General features: G+C 57.0%; 15 protein-coding genes. 14 read left to right on the top strand and 1 reads right to left on the bottom strand.

Going from position 1 to position 16,707, the window contains the following annotated elements; translation table 11 throughout:
• Window positions 1-40: 40 nt before the first annotated feature.
• The 6 genes from J2I47_RS04790 to J2I47_RS04770 all read left to right on the top strand — a co-directional run bounded on the left by J2I47_RS04790 (window position 41) and on the right by J2I47_RS04770 (window position 4,995).
• Complete coding sequence (locus J2I47_RS04790; RefSeq protein ID WP_207363418.1) at window positions 41-748, top strand: DAPG hydrolase family protein; 708 nt, start codon at window positions 41-43, stop codon at window positions 746-748.
• A 261-nt stretch (window positions 749-1,009) separates the two neighbouring features.
• Window positions 1,010-1,600 carry a diheme cytochrome c-553 gene (locus J2I47_RS04785; protein WP_207363417.1) on the top strand — a complete coding sequence of 197 codons (591 nt, stop codon included), beginning with the start codon at window positions 1,010-1,012 and terminating at the stop codon, window positions 1,598-1,600.
• Window positions 1,601-1,764: 164 nt separating this feature from the next.
• On the top strand, window positions 1,765-3,111 hold the full coding sequence (locus tag J2I47_RS04780; protein ID WP_207363416.1) for a hypothetical protein: 1,347 nt from the start codon (window positions 1,765-1,767) through the stop codon (window positions 3,109-3,111).
• A 182-nt stretch (window positions 3,112-3,293) separates the two neighbouring features.
• Window positions 3,294-3,977, top strand: coding sequence for a DUF4386 domain-containing protein (locus tag J2I47_RS04775; protein WP_207363415.1), 684 nt, complete (start codon window positions 3,294-3,296; stop codon window positions 3,975-3,977).
• Window positions 3,978-4,102: 125 nt separating this feature from the next.
• Window positions 4,103-4,525, top strand: a complete 423-nt coding sequence (locus J2I47_RS26480; protein WP_229374289.1) for a hypothetical protein — start codon at window positions 4,103-4,105, stop codon at window positions 4,523-4,525.
• Entirely contained in the window at window positions 4,486-4,995 is a 510-nt protein-coding gene (locus J2I47_RS04770; RefSeq protein WP_229374339.1) for a DUF2306 domain-containing protein, read from the top strand. The genes J2I47_RS26480 and J2I47_RS04770 overlap by 40 nt, the downstream gene beginning before the upstream one ends.
• A 7-nt stretch (window positions 4,996-5,002) precedes the next feature.
• On the opposite strand, the gene J2I47_RS04765 is transcribed toward J2I47_RS04770, so the two are convergent.
• Window positions 5,003-5,632, bottom strand: a complete 630-nt coding sequence (locus tag J2I47_RS04765; protein WP_207363413.1) for a hypothetical protein — start codon at window positions 5,630-5,632, stop codon at window positions 5,003-5,005.
• A 285-nt stretch (window positions 5,633-5,917) separates the two neighbouring features.
• On the opposite strand from J2I47_RS04765, the gene J2I47_RS04760 reads away from it, so the two are divergent.
• The 8 genes from J2I47_RS04760 to J2I47_RS04725 all read left to right on the top strand — a co-directional run bounded on the left by J2I47_RS04760 (window position 5,918) and on the right by J2I47_RS04725 (window position 16,690).
• Window positions 5,918-7,441, top strand: coding sequence for a PKD domain-containing protein (locus J2I47_RS04760; RefSeq protein ID WP_229374288.1), 1,524 nt, complete (start codon window positions 5,918-5,920; stop codon window positions 7,439-7,441).
• Between the two features lie 216 nt (window positions 7,442-7,657).
• Entirely contained in the window at window positions 7,658-8,680 is a 1,023-nt protein-coding gene (locus J2I47_RS04755; RefSeq protein ID WP_207363412.1) for a sensor histidine kinase, read from the top strand.
• A complete protein-coding gene (locus tag J2I47_RS04750; protein WP_207363411.1) occupies window positions 8,677-9,714 on the top strand; it encodes a sensor histidine kinase in 1,038 nt (345 codons plus the stop codon). Before J2I47_RS04755 ends, J2I47_RS04750 begins: the two co-directional genes overlap by 4 nt.
• Window positions 9,715-9,907: 193 nt before the next feature.
• Window positions 9,908-11,500: a gamma-glutamyltransferase gene (gene ggt / locus J2I47_RS04745; RefSeq protein ID WP_229374337.1), complete on the top strand. Its 1,593-nt coding sequence runs from the start codon at window positions 9,908-9,910 to the stop codon at window positions 11,498-11,500.
• A gap of 272 nt (window positions 11,501-11,772) precedes the next feature.
• A complete protein-coding gene (locus J2I47_RS04740; protein ID WP_207363410.1) occupies window positions 11,773-12,210 on the top strand; it encodes a hypothetical protein in 438 nt (145 codons plus the stop codon).
• 92 nt (window positions 12,211-12,302) lie between these two features.
• Window positions 12,303-13,628: a sensor histidine kinase gene (locus J2I47_RS04735; RefSeq protein ID WP_207363409.1), complete on the top strand. Its 1,326-nt coding sequence runs from the start codon at window positions 12,303-12,305 to the stop codon at window positions 13,626-13,628.
• A gap of 136 nt (window positions 13,629-13,764) precedes the next feature.
• On the top strand, window positions 13,765-14,163 hold the full coding sequence (locus J2I47_RS04730) for a VOC family protein (protein WP_207363408.1): 399 nt from the start codon (window positions 13,765-13,767) through the stop codon (window positions 14,161-14,163).
• A 118-nt stretch (window positions 14,164-14,281) separates the two neighbouring features.
• Complete coding sequence (locus tag J2I47_RS04725) at window positions 14,282-16,690, top strand: bifunctional YncE family protein/alkaline phosphatase family protein (RefSeq protein WP_207363407.1); 2,409 nt, start codon at window positions 14,282-14,284, stop codon at window positions 16,688-16,690.
• Window positions 16,691-16,707 lie beyond the last annotated feature (17 nt).

Genomic DNA, 16,707 nt, shown 5'->3' with positions numbered 1-16,707 from the left:
GCTATTGCTGAACATGTCCGTGGCTCAACCCACAACGATGATGAACAGACAACTTCCAACTCCACTGCCCATTCGGTGGACCATGAAGCCCCTCGCTTCAGCCCGAACAACATACTCAGTGCTGCCTTTCGGTAGTTACGAACTAACCATTGACCATGACCTCGTCCGGGGTGTAACCCCTGCCATGCTGCTCTGGTGGTTTCGGCACATCGGCGGCACGATGACGTACCGGGGCGAGACGTATAGTCGTTACCGGGTCTGGCACCCCCTCGACCACGTTCATTGGTCGATGACAAACCCCGCCCCTGATGGTGGCGCACAGGTAGGTTCGCGCTTTCGCATCGTGGAAGCTTTCGGGCGTGATGCGGCCTGCTACGTAGACAGCGTTGAAACGGTCGTGAAGTTAGACGAGGAAGGTATCCGGCTTGTGCGGCGCGAGCTGGGGCAGGAGGTCTTTAGCCTGCAACATTGGTTTGAGGCCACGCCGGGTGGTACGCTGTATCGGTCGCGAATGCAGGTCGGCGCAGAAAATCCTGTTGGTCAGTACCTGCTAAACCCGTTGCTGCACCGCTTTCTGTTCACCCGCGCTATGGGGAATGCCTGGCTCAAACACAACATCGAAGAGGTTGGCAATTTTGAGCAGTTTCTGCCGGAGTTATATGCGGTAAGCGGGCAGCAGGCTGATGGTGAATCTTCGCCGGATTACCCTTGCTGCACCAATGGACCCGTAGGCATCGCTCACTCCTGATGCCGCGCTCGGCTATCCCCTTTGTCTTGCTTGAGGCTGTCAGGCATCGAGCAGCCAACTGCTGTTGAGATCCACCTGTCGAATAACGTACCTGAAAGCCGCCCTGAACCAGTTCATAGGCGGCTTTTTCCGTTTCACCGGGTTTTTGATTGCTCTACCCCTAAGGTCAGGGCATTTTTGATTGCCGAACAAACGGCTCGGTCGGGTTGCGGCACGGCAATCCGTGTTGGTCCAATCCGTTCACAGTAACAATCGAGTATCATGAAAAAAACACTCCTTTCACTGGGCGTAGCGGCTTTCGGGATTAGCCTGCTAACGGCTTTTAGCCTGCCCCAAACCAAACCTGTCCAGTCTGCCAAGCCCACGCCCCCGGCCTACACCAGAGCGCAGATCGAAAAAGGGCAGTATCTGATTAACATCATGGGCTGCGCCGACTGCCACGCGCCCAAAAAATTCACTGCTCAAGGCCCCGTTCCTGATCCGGCGTTGGGACTATCGGGCCATCCGGCTCAGATGCCGCTGGGCACTATTAACAAGGACGCCCTGAAAGAGTGGGTGTTGTTCAACGGCATGAATACAGCCGCCGTAGGCCCGTGGGGCGTTTCGTATTCGGCCAACCTCACCCCTCATGCGACCGGCATCGGCAACTGGACGGAACAGCAGTTTATCATTGCCCTCACCGAGGGCAAAAGCAAAGGCATCCGCACGGCCCGGCCCCTGTTACCCCCCATGCCCTGGCCCAACTACGTAAACATGAAGCGCGAAGACCTGGTGGCGATGTTCGCCTACCTGAAAAGCTGCAAGCCCATCGATAACAACGTACCGCAGCCGATCACGCCGGATAAGTTGTAGCTAAATCCCCGTAAGGGTTCAAAACCCTTACGGGGTTGATTGATCCTAAAGCCGCTTCGAGTTCCGTCTCGTCAGCGGCTTTTTCCGTTTCATCGGGTTTACCGTTTCCCACGTACCGACTCCCTCCCACCTTTGGCTTCGTAAATAACAAACACGAATGAGCCATGAACAAGCTATATGCTCTCCTGTTAAGCCTGACACTCACCGCCCTGTCGGTAGGCTGTAAACATGATACCGACGTTGTTGATCCCGGTGGTCCCAGCGTACCTGAACAGCCGCAGGCCCGCCCCGGCAAAGTCTACCCCGTGGGTACGCTGCTGGGCGAGGCCGCCACCACCACCATCGGCCCCGCCGGGGGTAAACTGACCTCCGCCGATGAACGCCTGACGATCACCGTACCGGCTGGGGCTGTTGAAACGAGCCAATCGTTTAGCGTACAGCCAATCACCAGCACCGGCCCGCAGGCCCTGGGCAACGGCTTCCGGCTCGCCCCACATGGCACCACGTTTAAAAAGCCCGTCACGATCAGCGTTCGCTACAACCCCGAAAGCCTGGATGGCACCGTGGCCGAGGCACTGGCCCTAGCCTACCAGACCGACAAAGGTATTTGGCGACTGGCGGCCAAAGGGAAAGTCGATACGGCGGCCCACACCGTCAGCGTAGAAACGACGCACTTTAGCGACTGGGCCTTGCTGGAACGGGCACTGCTGATTCCTTCGGTCGGGTTTGTGAAGCCCGGCGACAATATGGGCCTGGAAGTACTGGTTCTGACCAAAGACATTGCCATACCCCTGCTAACTGAAGAAGACGTGCCCGAACCGTACGAATCGCCATCAGAATTTGTCGACTACCTGAGCTGGAAGCTGATTGGTCCGGGGCAGCTTAATCCGGCGGCGTACAAAGCACTCTACTACGCCCCCGCTACCCCACCTGCCCGCAATCCCGTGGCCGTAACCATCAAACTCAAAGGCCCGACCGTGATCGATGGAAAACCTTACGGTGAACTGTGGCTGGTGTCGAATATCTACGTGGGCGACGAAGGCATTACGTATCGCATCAACGGCGGTAACTGGATCAACACGATGGTGGGGCAGGGAGCACAACTCATGAACACGCCCAAAGGCCCAATGCTGATGATGATCGGCGGCGGCATAGACAATGGAAAGTCCGTCGGGGTGAGTATTCTACAGCTAAACCCACCAATAGATCCAGCTGGCGTAGATTTCGGCACCATCGGTGGGGTAAGTCAACCCTGGCAGCTGGGCGAAGCAGGCCCTCAGTTCCAGTTATCAGACCAGGGCGGCGGGCTGCTGTATGTGCATTATTATCGAGTTGGCAAAAATCCGTATCCCAGCCCCGGTGCCTTCACCATTTCGCAATTCGGCAAGGTGGGCGAACCGGTTACAGGCAAGTTTGCACTGGGCAAAGCGGGCATCATCTACCCTGGGCAGGAGGCCCTGGGCACCACCGCCCGTATTGAAGGCTTCTTCCGCGTCACCCGCAAGAAATAAGTGCCAGGGTATCCCAACAGGCAGGTAGCCAAGGCTATACAGCGTGTTGGGATACCCTGTTTTTGGGCCATCCACCCAGGTCGTCAACCGCCTGTCCGAATCTGGCAAACGGGCTTTTCCAGTCCGTTTGCCATACTGTTATTTTGGTGCGTAGCCAGTTACCACCAAACCGACAGCCCACCATGGAAAGGCGAAAACAAACCGCGCAGCTAGCCGGACTTCTGTATTTTTTGTTGGCGATTACGTCAGCGTTCAGCCTCATGTACGTACCGGGCCAACTCTATGTGAAAGGAGACCCGGTTGCTACCACCAACCATATTTTGGCCAGTGAATTCCTCTTTCGGGCGGGCATTGTCAGCAACCTCACCAGCCAAATGCTCTTTGTGTTTCTGGTGCTGGTGCTCTACCGCCTGCTAAAGCCCGTGCAGGAGCAACAGGCGAAAGCCATGCTGGCCCTGGTGCTGGTGCAGGTTCCGATCGTGTTTGTGCTGGAGGTGTTTAGTTTCACAGCCCTCATGGTGGCGAAAGGCGACGTGTTGCCCTCGTTTTCTGCCAGCCAACGGCAGGACCTGGTGCGGTTTTTCCTGAACATGCGTGGCTATGGGATCACCATCGTGCAGTTTTTCTGGGGGCTCTGGCTCATCCCGTTCGGGCAACTGGTCATCAAATCGCGATTCATCCCCGCCCCCTTTGGTGTGCTGCTGCTTATTGGTGGTGTGGCCTACGTTCTGCTTAGCCTGACAGACCTGCTCTTTCCCGGCTACGTGTGGCTCATCGAACAACCCGTTGCCCTCTGTTGCGCTGTCGCTGAACTTTCTGCAGTGGGCTGGCTCCTGTTTCGCGGCGCACGAATGGTAACAACGTAGCTATAGCCGAGCTGGTTACCAAAGAGTAAGCCGGTGATACCCGTTTTCGAACCGTCTATGTAGTAGGCGATACCCTGTACCTGGCATACGCTTTTTCTTTAGTAGCTCAAAATCAGCAGTATACCATGAAAACGATCACACCCAACAGCCTGCCCGACGGATCGGCAACTGACACACTACGGTCGCTGGCGACCGTTGCTCAAGCCCAAAACTCATCAAAGCCTACTGCTACAACCCTGGCTGATAAGCTTTTAGCGTCATCCGCCAGGGGTTGGTTCCTGATGGCCTTTGCCGGTCAATGGCTGTTTGTGTACTACATCGTGGCCTTTTATGGCAAGGCAACCCTGCTGGGCAATTTTGAGCAATGGGACCGCAACAAGATGCTCTTCCACGGACATGTAACCGGCGATACCATGGGCAACGCCTTTTTTGCCGCGCATGTGCTGCTGGCGGCCATCATAACGCTGGGGGCACGTTACAACTCGTCCCACAGCTTCGTTCCCGCGCGCTGTTATTTCACCGGTGGAACGGTCGGTTATTTATCCTGACGGCCTTCGCCATGAGCCTCGACGGTCTCTACCTGACGTGGGCGCGGGGCAGCGCTGCCAATTTGGTTGGGGCAATCGGTATTAGCCTCAATGCCGTGCTCATTGCCCTGTGCGCCACCATGACCTGGCGCTATGCCCGGTTGCGGCAGCTGGATCGTCACCGGCAGTGGGCGTTGCGGACTTACCTGCTGGTCAACGGCGTCTGGTTTTTCCGGGTGATGCTGATGGCCTGGATCCTCCTCAATGGCGGCCCTGTGGGTATGTCTCACGGCAACGGCCCGGTCGATCTGTTGCTGGCCTTTGCTGATTCGCTCCTGCCGCTGGCCGTGCTGGACTTGTATTTGCGCAGCCAAAAAAGCCGCCGCAGCCCCCAAAAGGTGGTTATGGCGATCGTATTGGGCCTACTGACTCTGCTGATGGGGGTGGGTATTTTCGGAGCCTTCAAAGCACTTTGGTCCCCACTGCTGTAACGGACTGTTAGCCAAATAGGGTTTCAAACGCGTTAACCAGACCGGTTCCTCCGCCGCCGCTGCCACAATCGCAGGTGCCGCCTGCTACCGGGCATTCGTTGGGCGGGCAATTTTTGTTGAACTGTGTGGCCGTTACGCAACTCCCCGGCGAAGTGGTGCTGGAGCAGTAGCAAGAAACATACTGGCAAGTTTCAATCTGGTCTGTTGCCCCACCGCTACCGCTATCGAAAACGGTTACGTAGCCAGAGCCGTTCAGTTGGGCAATCAGGCTGCCCGGTACGCGAATGAGCACTACGTCGCTGACGGCCATGCCCTGCAGTGCCTTGGCCTTTTTGACGTGGATTATCTCGACGTTGCCAGCCGTCAGCACGGGCGCAACAAAGGTCAGAACGGCGTTTTTTCGGGCGGCAGACAGGCTGGATTGTTGCAGCCAACTGGTAAAGGCAGGAGCCTTCATGGTTTCAATCTGCGTGGATTTCAGCGGTTGAAAGAGCTTGCTGAAATACGCGCTGAGCGAAGTAGCTACCTTGGGCGGCACATCGGTAGCTGGGGCATCTGGACGAAATCCCGCAGCGGTGAGCAGGATCATGACGGCAAAGAGTACGGCAGGCAGCCGCGTGGCAGATGAGGTTTTCATGAAACTATCTGGTTTATAGTGAATGGTTTACCTGCTCAAAGGTCATTAGTTGATCCCCTCCAGCCAAGCGCACTTCCACGCAATCAGTTACGTAGACCTACGAATCTATTTTTCCGTGTAGTTGTACCCGTTCTCCCGGTAGAACCACGATGACAAAAGCCCCTGCTGCTACGGTTCAGCGTGGGCTTTTGTCGTTTCATCGGGTTTGCCGTTCGCCGCCCGCACCGTACCTGATAGGTTTGACCCAGTTAAACAACAAATCGGCACGACCTGCCACCCTCTTCTATGAAATCAGCTACGTTACTCCTCCCGAACCCGCGCGTTCAATTCCACCAACTGGCCACCAACTGGCTGTTGCTCACCACCATTGCCTGCCTGCTGGCGCTGACCAGTTGCAAGAACAACACCGACGTGAACCCCACACCCGTTGGTGCTGTGATCGCCAACGCCGGGCCCGACCAACCGGTGCAGGTAGGGCAGATTGTCACGCTCGACGGCTCCAAGTCGTCCGATAGCCAGGGTAAGCCCCTGACCTACGCCTGGACGGTGGTACGCAAGCCCGCCAAAAGCACCATGACGCTTTCGGATGCGGCCTCCTTCAAGCCAACGTTTAAAGCCGACGAGGTAGGCGAGTATGAGTTTGAACTGACCGCCACCAGCCCCAACGGCAAAGCCACCGACCGCGTGGTTATCGCCGCTTCGGCCGCCGAACCGCTGACGATCAGTGCAAACATCACGGTGAAAACCACCCTCGTCGACCGCATCCTGAACCCCGACCTGCCCGATTACATCGTCACGAAAAACATCGACGTCAATCACGAGCTGACGATCAACCCCGGCGTGGTGATTGCCTTTGAGCGCGACGTGCGGCTGAACGTGAATGACAACGGCGGCCTGCTGATTGCCAAGGGCACCGCCGAACAGCGAATCAAGTTGGTAGGGGTGCAGAAAACGAAGGGTTACTGGGTAGGCATTGCGCACTATTCGGGTAGTAACGCCAACATCCTGGAATACGTAGACGTGATGCACACCGGCAGCCGGTCGCTGTATAGCACCACCAAAGCCGCCCTGTTTCTGTCGGGGGGCAGCAAAGCGCAGATTGCCCTGAACAACTGCCTGTTTTCGCAAAACGATGGCTATGGCGTCTACGTCTATGAAGGGGGCATCCTGCGCGAGTTTTCGACCAACGCCTTCACCAACAACACCGACGCGGGTATCCTGCTCGACGCCGCTAACGTGGCTAAACTCGACCCGGCTTCGACGTTCAAAGGCGGCAACGGACGCGACGTGGTCGAGATCACGCAATCGGCCATTACGGGCAGCGGCGAAGTGGTCTGGGCTGGTTTCGCCGACAAAACGCCCTACCGCCTCACGGGCAACCTCGCCGTTGGCACGGGATTCGCCCTCAAACCCGGCGTGACGCTGGAAATGAACCGCGACATCGCCATTTCGGTCAACCTGGAAGGGTATCTGTCGGCCAAAGGGACCCAGGCAGAGCCAATCGTGTTCACCGGTGCCAACCGGACGGCGGGCTTCTGGAGAGGCATCATTAGCTACTCGACCAGCAACAAAAACGTGCTGGAGTATGCTGAAGTGAGCAACGCGGGCAGCATCGCCATCGTGTCGGGCAAAAAGGCCAACATTGCACTATGGGGCAATAAAGCGATCATGAGCATCACCAAGAGCCGCATCAGCAACAGCGGCGGGATGGGTGTATTCGTGGGCTATGGCACATCTACCAACACCGACATCAACACGGCCAATACCTTCGCCAGCAACGCCGATGTGAACGTGTTTGTGGATAAGTGAGCAGTGAGAAGCGAGAAGTGAGAGGCAAGAAACAAGAAGCAAGAAGTGAGTGGGTAGATCTTGCATCTTATTTCTCACCTCTCGCTTCGTGGTTCTTACTTATGTGAAATAATCATTAAAATAAATACGTTTGTGCTACCTCTTTTACGTTAACCAGCACTGGTCCTGAAACGCCCGAACGACATATGGGTTCGCCTGATTGGCATTCCGCTGGTGATGCTGGCGGCTAATCTGTTGTTTCTAAACGAACTTCAGTATCAGCTGAAAGCCTACCTGATCTGGACGGTCGTGGGTATTGCTTTTGCACTGTTGCTCTGGGAGGCTATCATACGCTGGTTACTGTATACCCGACAACGATATGCCGCTATCGGGCAGACAGGTAGACGGGTGTTGATGACATTTATCGGGTATCTGGTGATTACGGCCCTACTGGAGTCGCTCTTTATCGGGATATCGAACGCATTGGCTGGCACGAATGCCGGTCCCGTCGGCATCGAAACGTACCTCAAGCGGATCGGCGTCTGGTTTTTTGGGGTGCTGCTGACCGGAGCCGTATTCGAGTTTATTTATTACATGCAAAAGTACCGCGAGGCTATCCAGGAGTCGGAGGCGATGAAAAAGGCGGGTTTGCAGAGCCAGTACGACAGCCTGAAAAACCAGGTAAATCCGCATTTTTTGTTCAACAGCCTCAACTCGCTCAGCGCCCTCATCAGCGAAGACCGGGGCAAAGCTGGCATCTTCCTCGACGAACTATCCAGTGTATACCGCTACCTGTTGCAGGCTGGTCAGCGCCCACTGGTAACCCTGGCCGACGAAGCGGCCTTCCTGCACGCCTACCGCTATTTGCTCGACACTCGTTTTGGCAACGCGCTCCGTTGGGAGATCAGCCTGGACGAATCGTTCATGGGCCACTGGCTCCCGCCGCTTACGGTTCAGACGCTGGTTGAAAACGCCCTGCGCCTGAATATGGCCTTACCCGACCGGCCCCTCACGCTGCACATTACCACGCAACCTGCTGGTACACTGACCGTTTGCAATTCGCTGCAGCGCAAAAAAGTAGCGGTGCTGGCCCCGCAGGGCGGGTTGACGATACTGGCCGAACGCTACACGTCGCTGGGGTTAGCGGCCCCGTTCATTGAAGACGACGGTGAGCAGTTTACCGTGCGCCTGCCGCTGACCCCCAAAGAGCGAATTCCCGACATACCGACCGACCTGGTCAGCTACCCGTCCAGCCTATGAAATTCGCCCGCTACTCGAATCAGGATGAGGTGATGCAGGGGCTGATTGTCCCGGTCTACGTGGGCGGGCTCAACTGGATTCTGCTGGGCAACCAATACTGGCACAACGGTTGGGTGTTTCTGATCGCCACGGTGTTGACGTTCGTGACAGCGCTGCTGGCCTGGTTTGTTAACAACGCCGTCGGACTGTATTTAAACCGGCGTTTTCCAGACATTGACCAGACCCTTGTGCGGTTATCGTGGCTGCTGGGCTGGTGCGTACTGGCGGGCTGGTCATGCTGTACGTTCCTGTATGGCTGTTATTTCCTGCTCAATTCGCCCAGCCTGCCTATGCAGCCGGGTCGACTACCCCTGGTGCTGCTGTTTAACCTGGTGGTGGTGCTGATGGTCATTATCTTTTATGAAGGTATCCGGGCGTTTGAACGCTGGGAACGCACGCTGCGCAAAACCGAAGAACTGAAAAAGGCTAACCTGCAAAGTCAGTTCGACAGTCTCAGAAGCCAGATCAACCCCCATTTTCTGTTTAACAGCCTCAACACCCTCTCGTCGCTTATTGAAGAGGATCCCGAGCAGGCCGAGCAGTTTGTGGAAGAAATGGCGAGCGTGTACCGCTACCTGTTGCGGAGTAACGAATCGCAGTTGGCGACGCTGGGCAATGAACTCACCTTTGCGCAGTCCTATTTTCACCTGCTTCGTACCCGCTACGGGGCCAACATTCACCTGGAGCAGGCCGTTGACGCCCACTTTCACGACCACCTGCTGCCACCACTGACGCTGCAACTACTGCTGGAAAACGCCGTCAAGCACAACGTGATCCTGCCCGAACAGCCCCTGCACATCAGCATCCGTACTGAAGCCGACAACCGGCTGGTGGTGCGCAACAACCTCCAACGCAAAAACACCCGCATCATAAGCAATCAGGTGGGCCTCACCAACATCGCCACGCAGTACCGGCTGCTGGGTGGGGGCGACATCCGCGTGGACGACGACGACAACTTCTTCACGGTCACGCTGCCCCTCATCCGAAAGGCCTAGCCGTTGGCCTATGGGACTCTTCCGCCTAAACTGGTATAAATGCCGTTGTGCTGCTTTATGAGGCATAAACTGTTTCCCGATGAACTATCGTTTACAACTACCCCTGCTGGCCGGGGCATTGCTTGTCTGTACCGTAGCCACCCGCGCCCAGGACCGGCTGACGGGCAAATCATTCGCCACCCGGACCGTGGTGATGGCGCAGCATGGCATGGTCTGCACCTCGCATCCACTCTCCACCCAGGCCGCTATCGACGTGCTGCGTAAAGGCGGCAATGCCATCGACGCCGCCATTGCCGCCAACGCGATGGAAGGTGTGGTAGAACCCGATATGAACGGCATTGGGGGTGATCTGTTTGCCATTGTCTGGGACGCTAAAACTAAAAAACTGTACGGCCTTAACGCGTCGGGCCGGTCGCCATACAGCCTCACGCTGAGCGAGTTGACCAAAAGAGGACTAACTCATATCCCGGCGGCGGGGCCGTTGCCGGTATCGGTGCCGGGCTGCGTTGATGGCTGGTACGAGCTGCACAAACGGTTTGGCAAAACGCCCATGCCCACCATCCTGAGCCATGCTATTCGCTACGCCCGCGAAGGTTTTCCCGTACACGACGAAGCCGCCTATTACTGGAGCAGCATGATTGCCCGGATGGGAAAATACCCCAACGTGATGGACGTGTATGCTCCCACCGGTGCGGCCCCCAAACGTGGCGAACTATTTAGGAATCCAGCCCTGGCCAATACCCTCGACAAGATTGCCACCGGTGGCCGCGACGCATTTTATAAAGGCGACATTGCCCGCACGATCGACGGGTTTATGAAAAAAACGGGTGGTTTCCTGAGCTACCGTGACCTGGCCGAACACACCTCCGACTGGGTTGATCCGGTCTCGACCAACTACCGGGGCTATGACGTCTGGGAGCTTCCCCCCAATGGGCAGGGCATTGCCGTGCTTCAGATGCTGAACATCCTGGAAGGCTATGATTTCAAGACCATTCCATGGGGTAGCCCCGAGCATATTCACCGGTTTGTAGAGGCCAAAAAGCTGGTGTTTGAAGACCGCGCCAAGTACTACGCCGACCCCGCTTTCGCCAAAATTCCTGTCCAGACGCTCATCTCCAAACCCTACGCTGCCCAGCGCCGCGCCCTGATCAACCCCGACCGTGCCGCCGTGGCCGTAGAAGCGGGCAACCCGGCGCTGAAAGATGGCGACACCATCTACCTGACCGTGGCCGACGGCGAGGGCAACATGGTATCGCTCATTCAGAGCAACTACCGGGGCTTCGGCTCGGGCATGGTACCCGACGGGCTGGGGTTCACCCTTCAGAACCGGGGCGAACTATACAGCCTTACCGAAGGCCAGCATAACACCTACGCGCCCCACAAACGGCCTTTTCACACCATTATTCCCGCATTTATTACCAAAGACGGACAGCCATTCATGAGCTTTGGGGTGATGGGGGGCAGTTTCCAGCCGCTGGGTCACGTGCAGATGGTGATGAACATCGTTGACTTTGGCATGAACCCGCAGGAAGCCGGCGACGCCCCCCGCATCGACCACGCGGGCGGGTCGGAACCCACCGGCGAGCGCATCGACGGCGTAGGCACGATCACGCTGGAGTCGGGCTATTCCTACGAAACCATCCGGGCGCTGATGCAAAAAGGCCATAACGTGGGCTACGGGCTCGGGGGCTATGGTGGCTACCAGGCCATCCTGTACGACGCCAAAAATAAGGTCTACCACGGGGCCACCGAGTCGCGCAAAGACGGCCACGCCGCCGGGTTCTGACCGGGCATAAGTGCGTGACTGGTGACTGGGTTATTTTTCAGCACAGGGCCAATCACACAAGATCAAAAAGCCTACGCTGTTTCGTCAGTGTGGGCTTTTTTGGGTCTGTACGTAGCTGGCGGCAATCGGTTTATTTCCAGCAAACGACACTTCATCGGCTTGTTTTGACGACTGGGATATTAAGTCATTTGCCCTGCGTTGGCCCGCTGCCACCTTTACATCGCCAACGCGGCAGAACCTTCCTTTTTTTAACCAGTAAACAATAACTACTGATGAAAACGTCAATCATTACCCGTCGCCTCGCTATCGGCCTGCTGGCTATGTCACTGTTCAGTGCCTGCAAAAAGGACGCCGACGTCACCCCCACGCCAACCGGCGATCTGGGCACCCGCGCCGCGGGGCAGTATACGCTGACCGAGGTGGCTACTGGCGGCAAGACGTACCCCGCCGCCCAGGCCGACCTGAAAGGCACCATCAGCATTACCCGCGCTACGGAAACCACAGCCAACATCGATTTTAACATCCGCTCGAAGTCAGACAATGGCGAGGTGCTGGTAGGCAACGTCAACGGCCTGCAACTCAGCGCCAGCGGCAGCGCCATTGCCTTCAAAGGCGACAACGCCCAGGTGGCCACCCTGAATGGCAACAAACTGAGCGTCGAAATCTCCGATAACTCCGGCGTCGCCGCCACGTTCATCGCTACGAAGTAGGCAGTGGGCAGGTTGCTACCACCCTGAGCCAGACGACAGCAACCTACCACACCTGGCACTGCCCATTGCTACTACTAAACTCAACAACACCCATGACGTTTCAACTTTGGGGGGCTGTCTTCACCGGTATGGTGCTGTCGATCATGTTGTTGAACGTGGTGCAGTGGAGTACATACCGCGACCGCAGCTACGGGCTTTATACCCTCTACATGCTGGCCTGGCTGTTTTATTTCGGCCTGCGCGTCTATGCCTTCCGCGACTGGTTTTCGCCAGAAACCAACCGGTTTGTGCGGGCCGCCGCACCCATGGGGGCCTATTATGTCTACTTCGATTTTGCCGACGCCATCCTTGACCTGCGTCGCCACCTGCCCCGTTTCTACCGCCAGCTGCAGGTAGTTAAACTCGGTATTGCCACCTATGTGGCGCTGCAGTTTGGTTTGTGCTACTGGCTGCCCTGGTCACCATCGCTCTACGAAACATCGTTTATCACCATGCGGCTGGCTATGGCCGTGCTGGGTGTTTACGGCATCCGGCAAATGGTCCAACTGGGCGACGTGGTGTCGCGGGCTTATGCCACGGGCACCGGTTTTCTGCTCGCCGGTGGTCTCACAGCCATGTTTATGTCGTTTGCGTGGCCCAATGAAAACTGGGAAGGACCGTTCTGGCGGGTGTCGTTGACCTACATGCAGGCGGGTATCATTGCCGAACTGGTCTGCTTTTCACTGGGCCTCAGCTACCGGCAACGGCGGGCGGCAGTGCGGGCCGCCACCATCGAGCAGGAGCTGAAACATGAACGCGAAAAACACCACCGCGCCCAGCTCGAAGCGGAGCTGACCCTGCGGCGCATGGAGCAGGAGAAAGTGGAGGTGCAGATACGGGGTCTGCAGGCGCAGGTAAACCCGCACTTCCTGTTCAACAGCCTCAACTCGCTCAGCGCGCTGATCGAAGACGACACCGAGCGGGCAGGCCTGTTTCTCGACGAGCTAAGTTCGGTGTACCGCTACCTGCTGCGATCCAATGACCAGATATTAACCTCGTTAGCGGCCGAGCTGGCTTTCAGCCGGTCGTACTGCCACCTGCTGCAAACGCGGCATGGCAGTGCTTTGCGCGTGGAATGGCAGGTAGACACCCCCCTGCTGACCCGCCAGATTCCCCCACTGACGTTGCAACTGCTACTGGAAAACGCCGTTAAGCACAACATCGCCCTCCCCGATCAGCCCCTTCATATTGCTATCACCACCGATGACCAGGAGAGGCTCCAGGTACGCAATAACGTTCAGCGCAAGAGCGTACGCGTCGCCTCGCCGGGTCTGGGTCTGGCCAACATTCTCTCTAAATACCAGATGCTCAACCAGCCTGTGCCCACCATCCGCGAAGACGCTGGTCAGTTTGTGGTCACCCTGCCGCTGGTGGGATAAATACCAGCAACTTTTTGGTAAGCAAGCCTTCTCAACGTAAAAAGATTACGTTGAGAAGGCTTCACCTTTGGGCCTGTGCGAGCGGCAAACCAAGCGGTTATACGCAGCAACACATCCTTACCAAACCACAAACAGAATGGAACAGCCAAAAGCGACCATCAAAAAAGCCTGGCCCTACCAGCAGGACATCATGAACTTACCCGTCAATGACCTCGACGCGGCTTTGCCCTTCTACGAGCAGACAATGGGTTTCCGGCTAATATCCCGGAAGGACACACCCTGCAAATCGGCCATCATTGCCCGGGACTCACTTCAACTTGGTCTGGCCGAAAACGGCGGCGATCCTGGCCAGGATGGCTGCTTCTTCGAAGTCGATGATGTAGTCAGCGCATTTGCTGAACTGAAAGCCAAGGGCCTGCCAACCCAACAGGCCGACTTCAGCTTTCAACAACATGGCGATGTGAAGTGGAAAGTCTTTTTCGTTGTGGCCCCCGACGGCCTTTGCTACTCCTTTGGTCAACGGCAAGGGGCATAACGTTTATAAAGGCAACTACCTTTCTATCAGTGGATTAGAAACAAAAGTCTGCTGCTTAACGGCTGATTAACACAGCACCGTTGAATGGGTTGTATGTTTGCTAAAAACTACCCTCGCTATGAGAACACGGCTGCTACCCTTCGCGCTGCTCTTGCTGCTGCACCACCACACCCATGCCCAAACGGCTAAGCGCCTGACCCTACCCAACGGCTGGAGCCTTTCCCCGCTGGGGCGGTCGTTGCCGCTGGGTGATCTGCCGTTGAACATAGCTGTGTCGCCGCCGGGTAAACCCGGCGGCCGGACCCTGTTGGCCGTAACCAACAACGGGCAGAGCAACCAGTCGATTCAGCTTATCGACCCCTCCGGTTCAACCGTGCTAAGCGAAGTGCCCATCCGCAAGTCGTGGGTAGGCCTGAAATTTAGTCCGGACGGCAAAACGCTGCTGGCGTCGGGCGGCAACGACAACCGGGTGTTGATCTACTCCACGGCGAATGACCGGCTCGTGAAAACCGATTCGGTGGTGCTGGGTAAGCCCTGGCCCAATAAAATTTCGGTGGCGGGCATCGAGACCGACAAATCGGGCCAAACGCTCTACGCCGTCACCAAAGACGACAGCGCGCTGTATATCTGCGACCTGATGACGAAGCAGGTGAAAACGCGCATCAAACTCCCCGCCGAAGCCTACACCTGCCTGCGGTCGCCGGTGAGCGACGAACTGTTTATCACGATCTGGGGCGGTGAAAAAGTGGTTGTCTACGACCCGAAACAGCAAAAGCTAACCGGCGAAATCAGCACAGGCAGTCACCCTAATGATCTCGTTTTCAGCGCCAACGGCCGCTACCTGTACGTAGCCTGCGCCAATGACAACGCCGTATCGGTAATTGACGTCAAAAGCCGCAAAGTGCTCGAAACCATTGTCACGTCGCTGTATCCCAACGCCCCGGCAGGTAGTACGCCCAACGGCCTGGCCCTGGTGAAAAATCAGTTGCTCGTAGCCAACGCCGACAATAACTGCCTGGCCGTATTCGACGTATCGCAGCCGGGCAAAAGCCGGTCGCTGGGCTTCATTCCCACCGGCTGGTACCCAACGGCGGTGAGGGCCATTGGCCAGAACGTGTTCGTTGCCAATGGTAAAGGGTTTACCTCCAAAGCCAACCCCAACGGCCCTAACCCCAACAAACGCCGCGAAGCCAACACCGAATACATTGCCGGGCTGTTTACGGGTACACTCTCGATGTTTCCCATGCCCACCACCACGGCCTTAGCCGCCCTCTCGAAGCAGGTGTACCAGAACACCCCCTACAAAAAAGAGCAGGAAACAATGGCCCTCGGCGAAACCAGCAACCGGAATGCGGCATCCCCCATCCCCATGCGTGTAGGACAGAAGTCGGCGCAGATCAAGTACGTCTTTTACATCATCAAGGAAAACCGCACCTACGACCAGATCTTCGGCGATATTCCCGGCGGCAATGGCGATTCGTCGCTGTGTATTTTCCCCGAAAAAATCACGCCCAACCACCATGCCCTGGCTAAGGAGTTTGTACTACTCGACAATTTTTATGTCGATGCTGAGGTGAGCGCCGACGGGCATAACTGGAGCACGGCCGCCTACGCTACGGATTATACCGAAAAAAACTGGCCTACCAGCTATGGCGGGCGTGGCGGCACCTACGACTATGAAGGGAGCCGCCCGGTGGCCTTTCCAAAAAAAGGCTTCATCTGGGATTACTGCCAGCGGGCGGGCCTTCGGTACCGCAGCTACGGCGAGTTTGAGGCCTACTCAAAACGAAAAGGATCGGCCCTCAACGGTCGGTTTGCCCCCAATTACCCCGACTTCGACATGACGATCAAAGACCTTAAACGGGTAGAGATCTGGAAAAAAGACATCGACTCGCTTATTGCCGCCGGGGCCGTGCCGCACTTCAGCAGCATCCGCCTGGGCAACGACCACACGAGCGGCGCCCGCCTGGGAGCACCCACCCCCGCCGCCCACGTTGCCGACAACGATCAGGCGCTGGGTCAGTTTGTCGATTACCTCTCGCATAGTTCGATCTGGAACGAATCGGCGGTTTTTGTGCTCGAAGACGACGCCCAGAACGGGTCTGATCACGTGGATGCCCACCGGTCGCCTGCGCTGGTCATCAGCCCCTACACGCGCCGGAAGCACATCGACCACACCATGTATTCTACGTCGGGTATGCTGCGGACGATAGAGTTGATTCTGGGTCTCCCGCCCATGAGTCAGTATGATGCTGCCGCCCGGCCAATGGTTGCCTGCTTCACCAACACCCCCACCGCGACGCCCTACACGCATATTCCGGCCAACATTGACCTCGACGCCCGCAACACCGCCTGGACCGAACCGGCCCGCCAATCAGAGAAGATAGACCTGCGCTACGCCGACAAAATCGACGACCGGTTGTTCAACGAGATCATCTGGAAGACCGTCAAAGGCGAAAAATCAGTGATGCCCGCCCCCCGTCGCGGTGCCTTTGTTCAGGTATCCAGGAAGGATGACGACGATTAGTGAGTGGTGATTGCTAC

It is taken from the genome of Fibrella rubiginis, from assembly GCF_017353185.1.
GTDB classification, from domain to species: domain Bacteria; phylum Bacteroidota; class Bacteroidia; order Cytophagales; family Spirosomataceae; genus Fibrella; species Fibrella rubiginis.
Note: the sequence above shows the minus strand (reverse complement) of the source record. Positions and strands in the feature narration are given on the sequence as shown.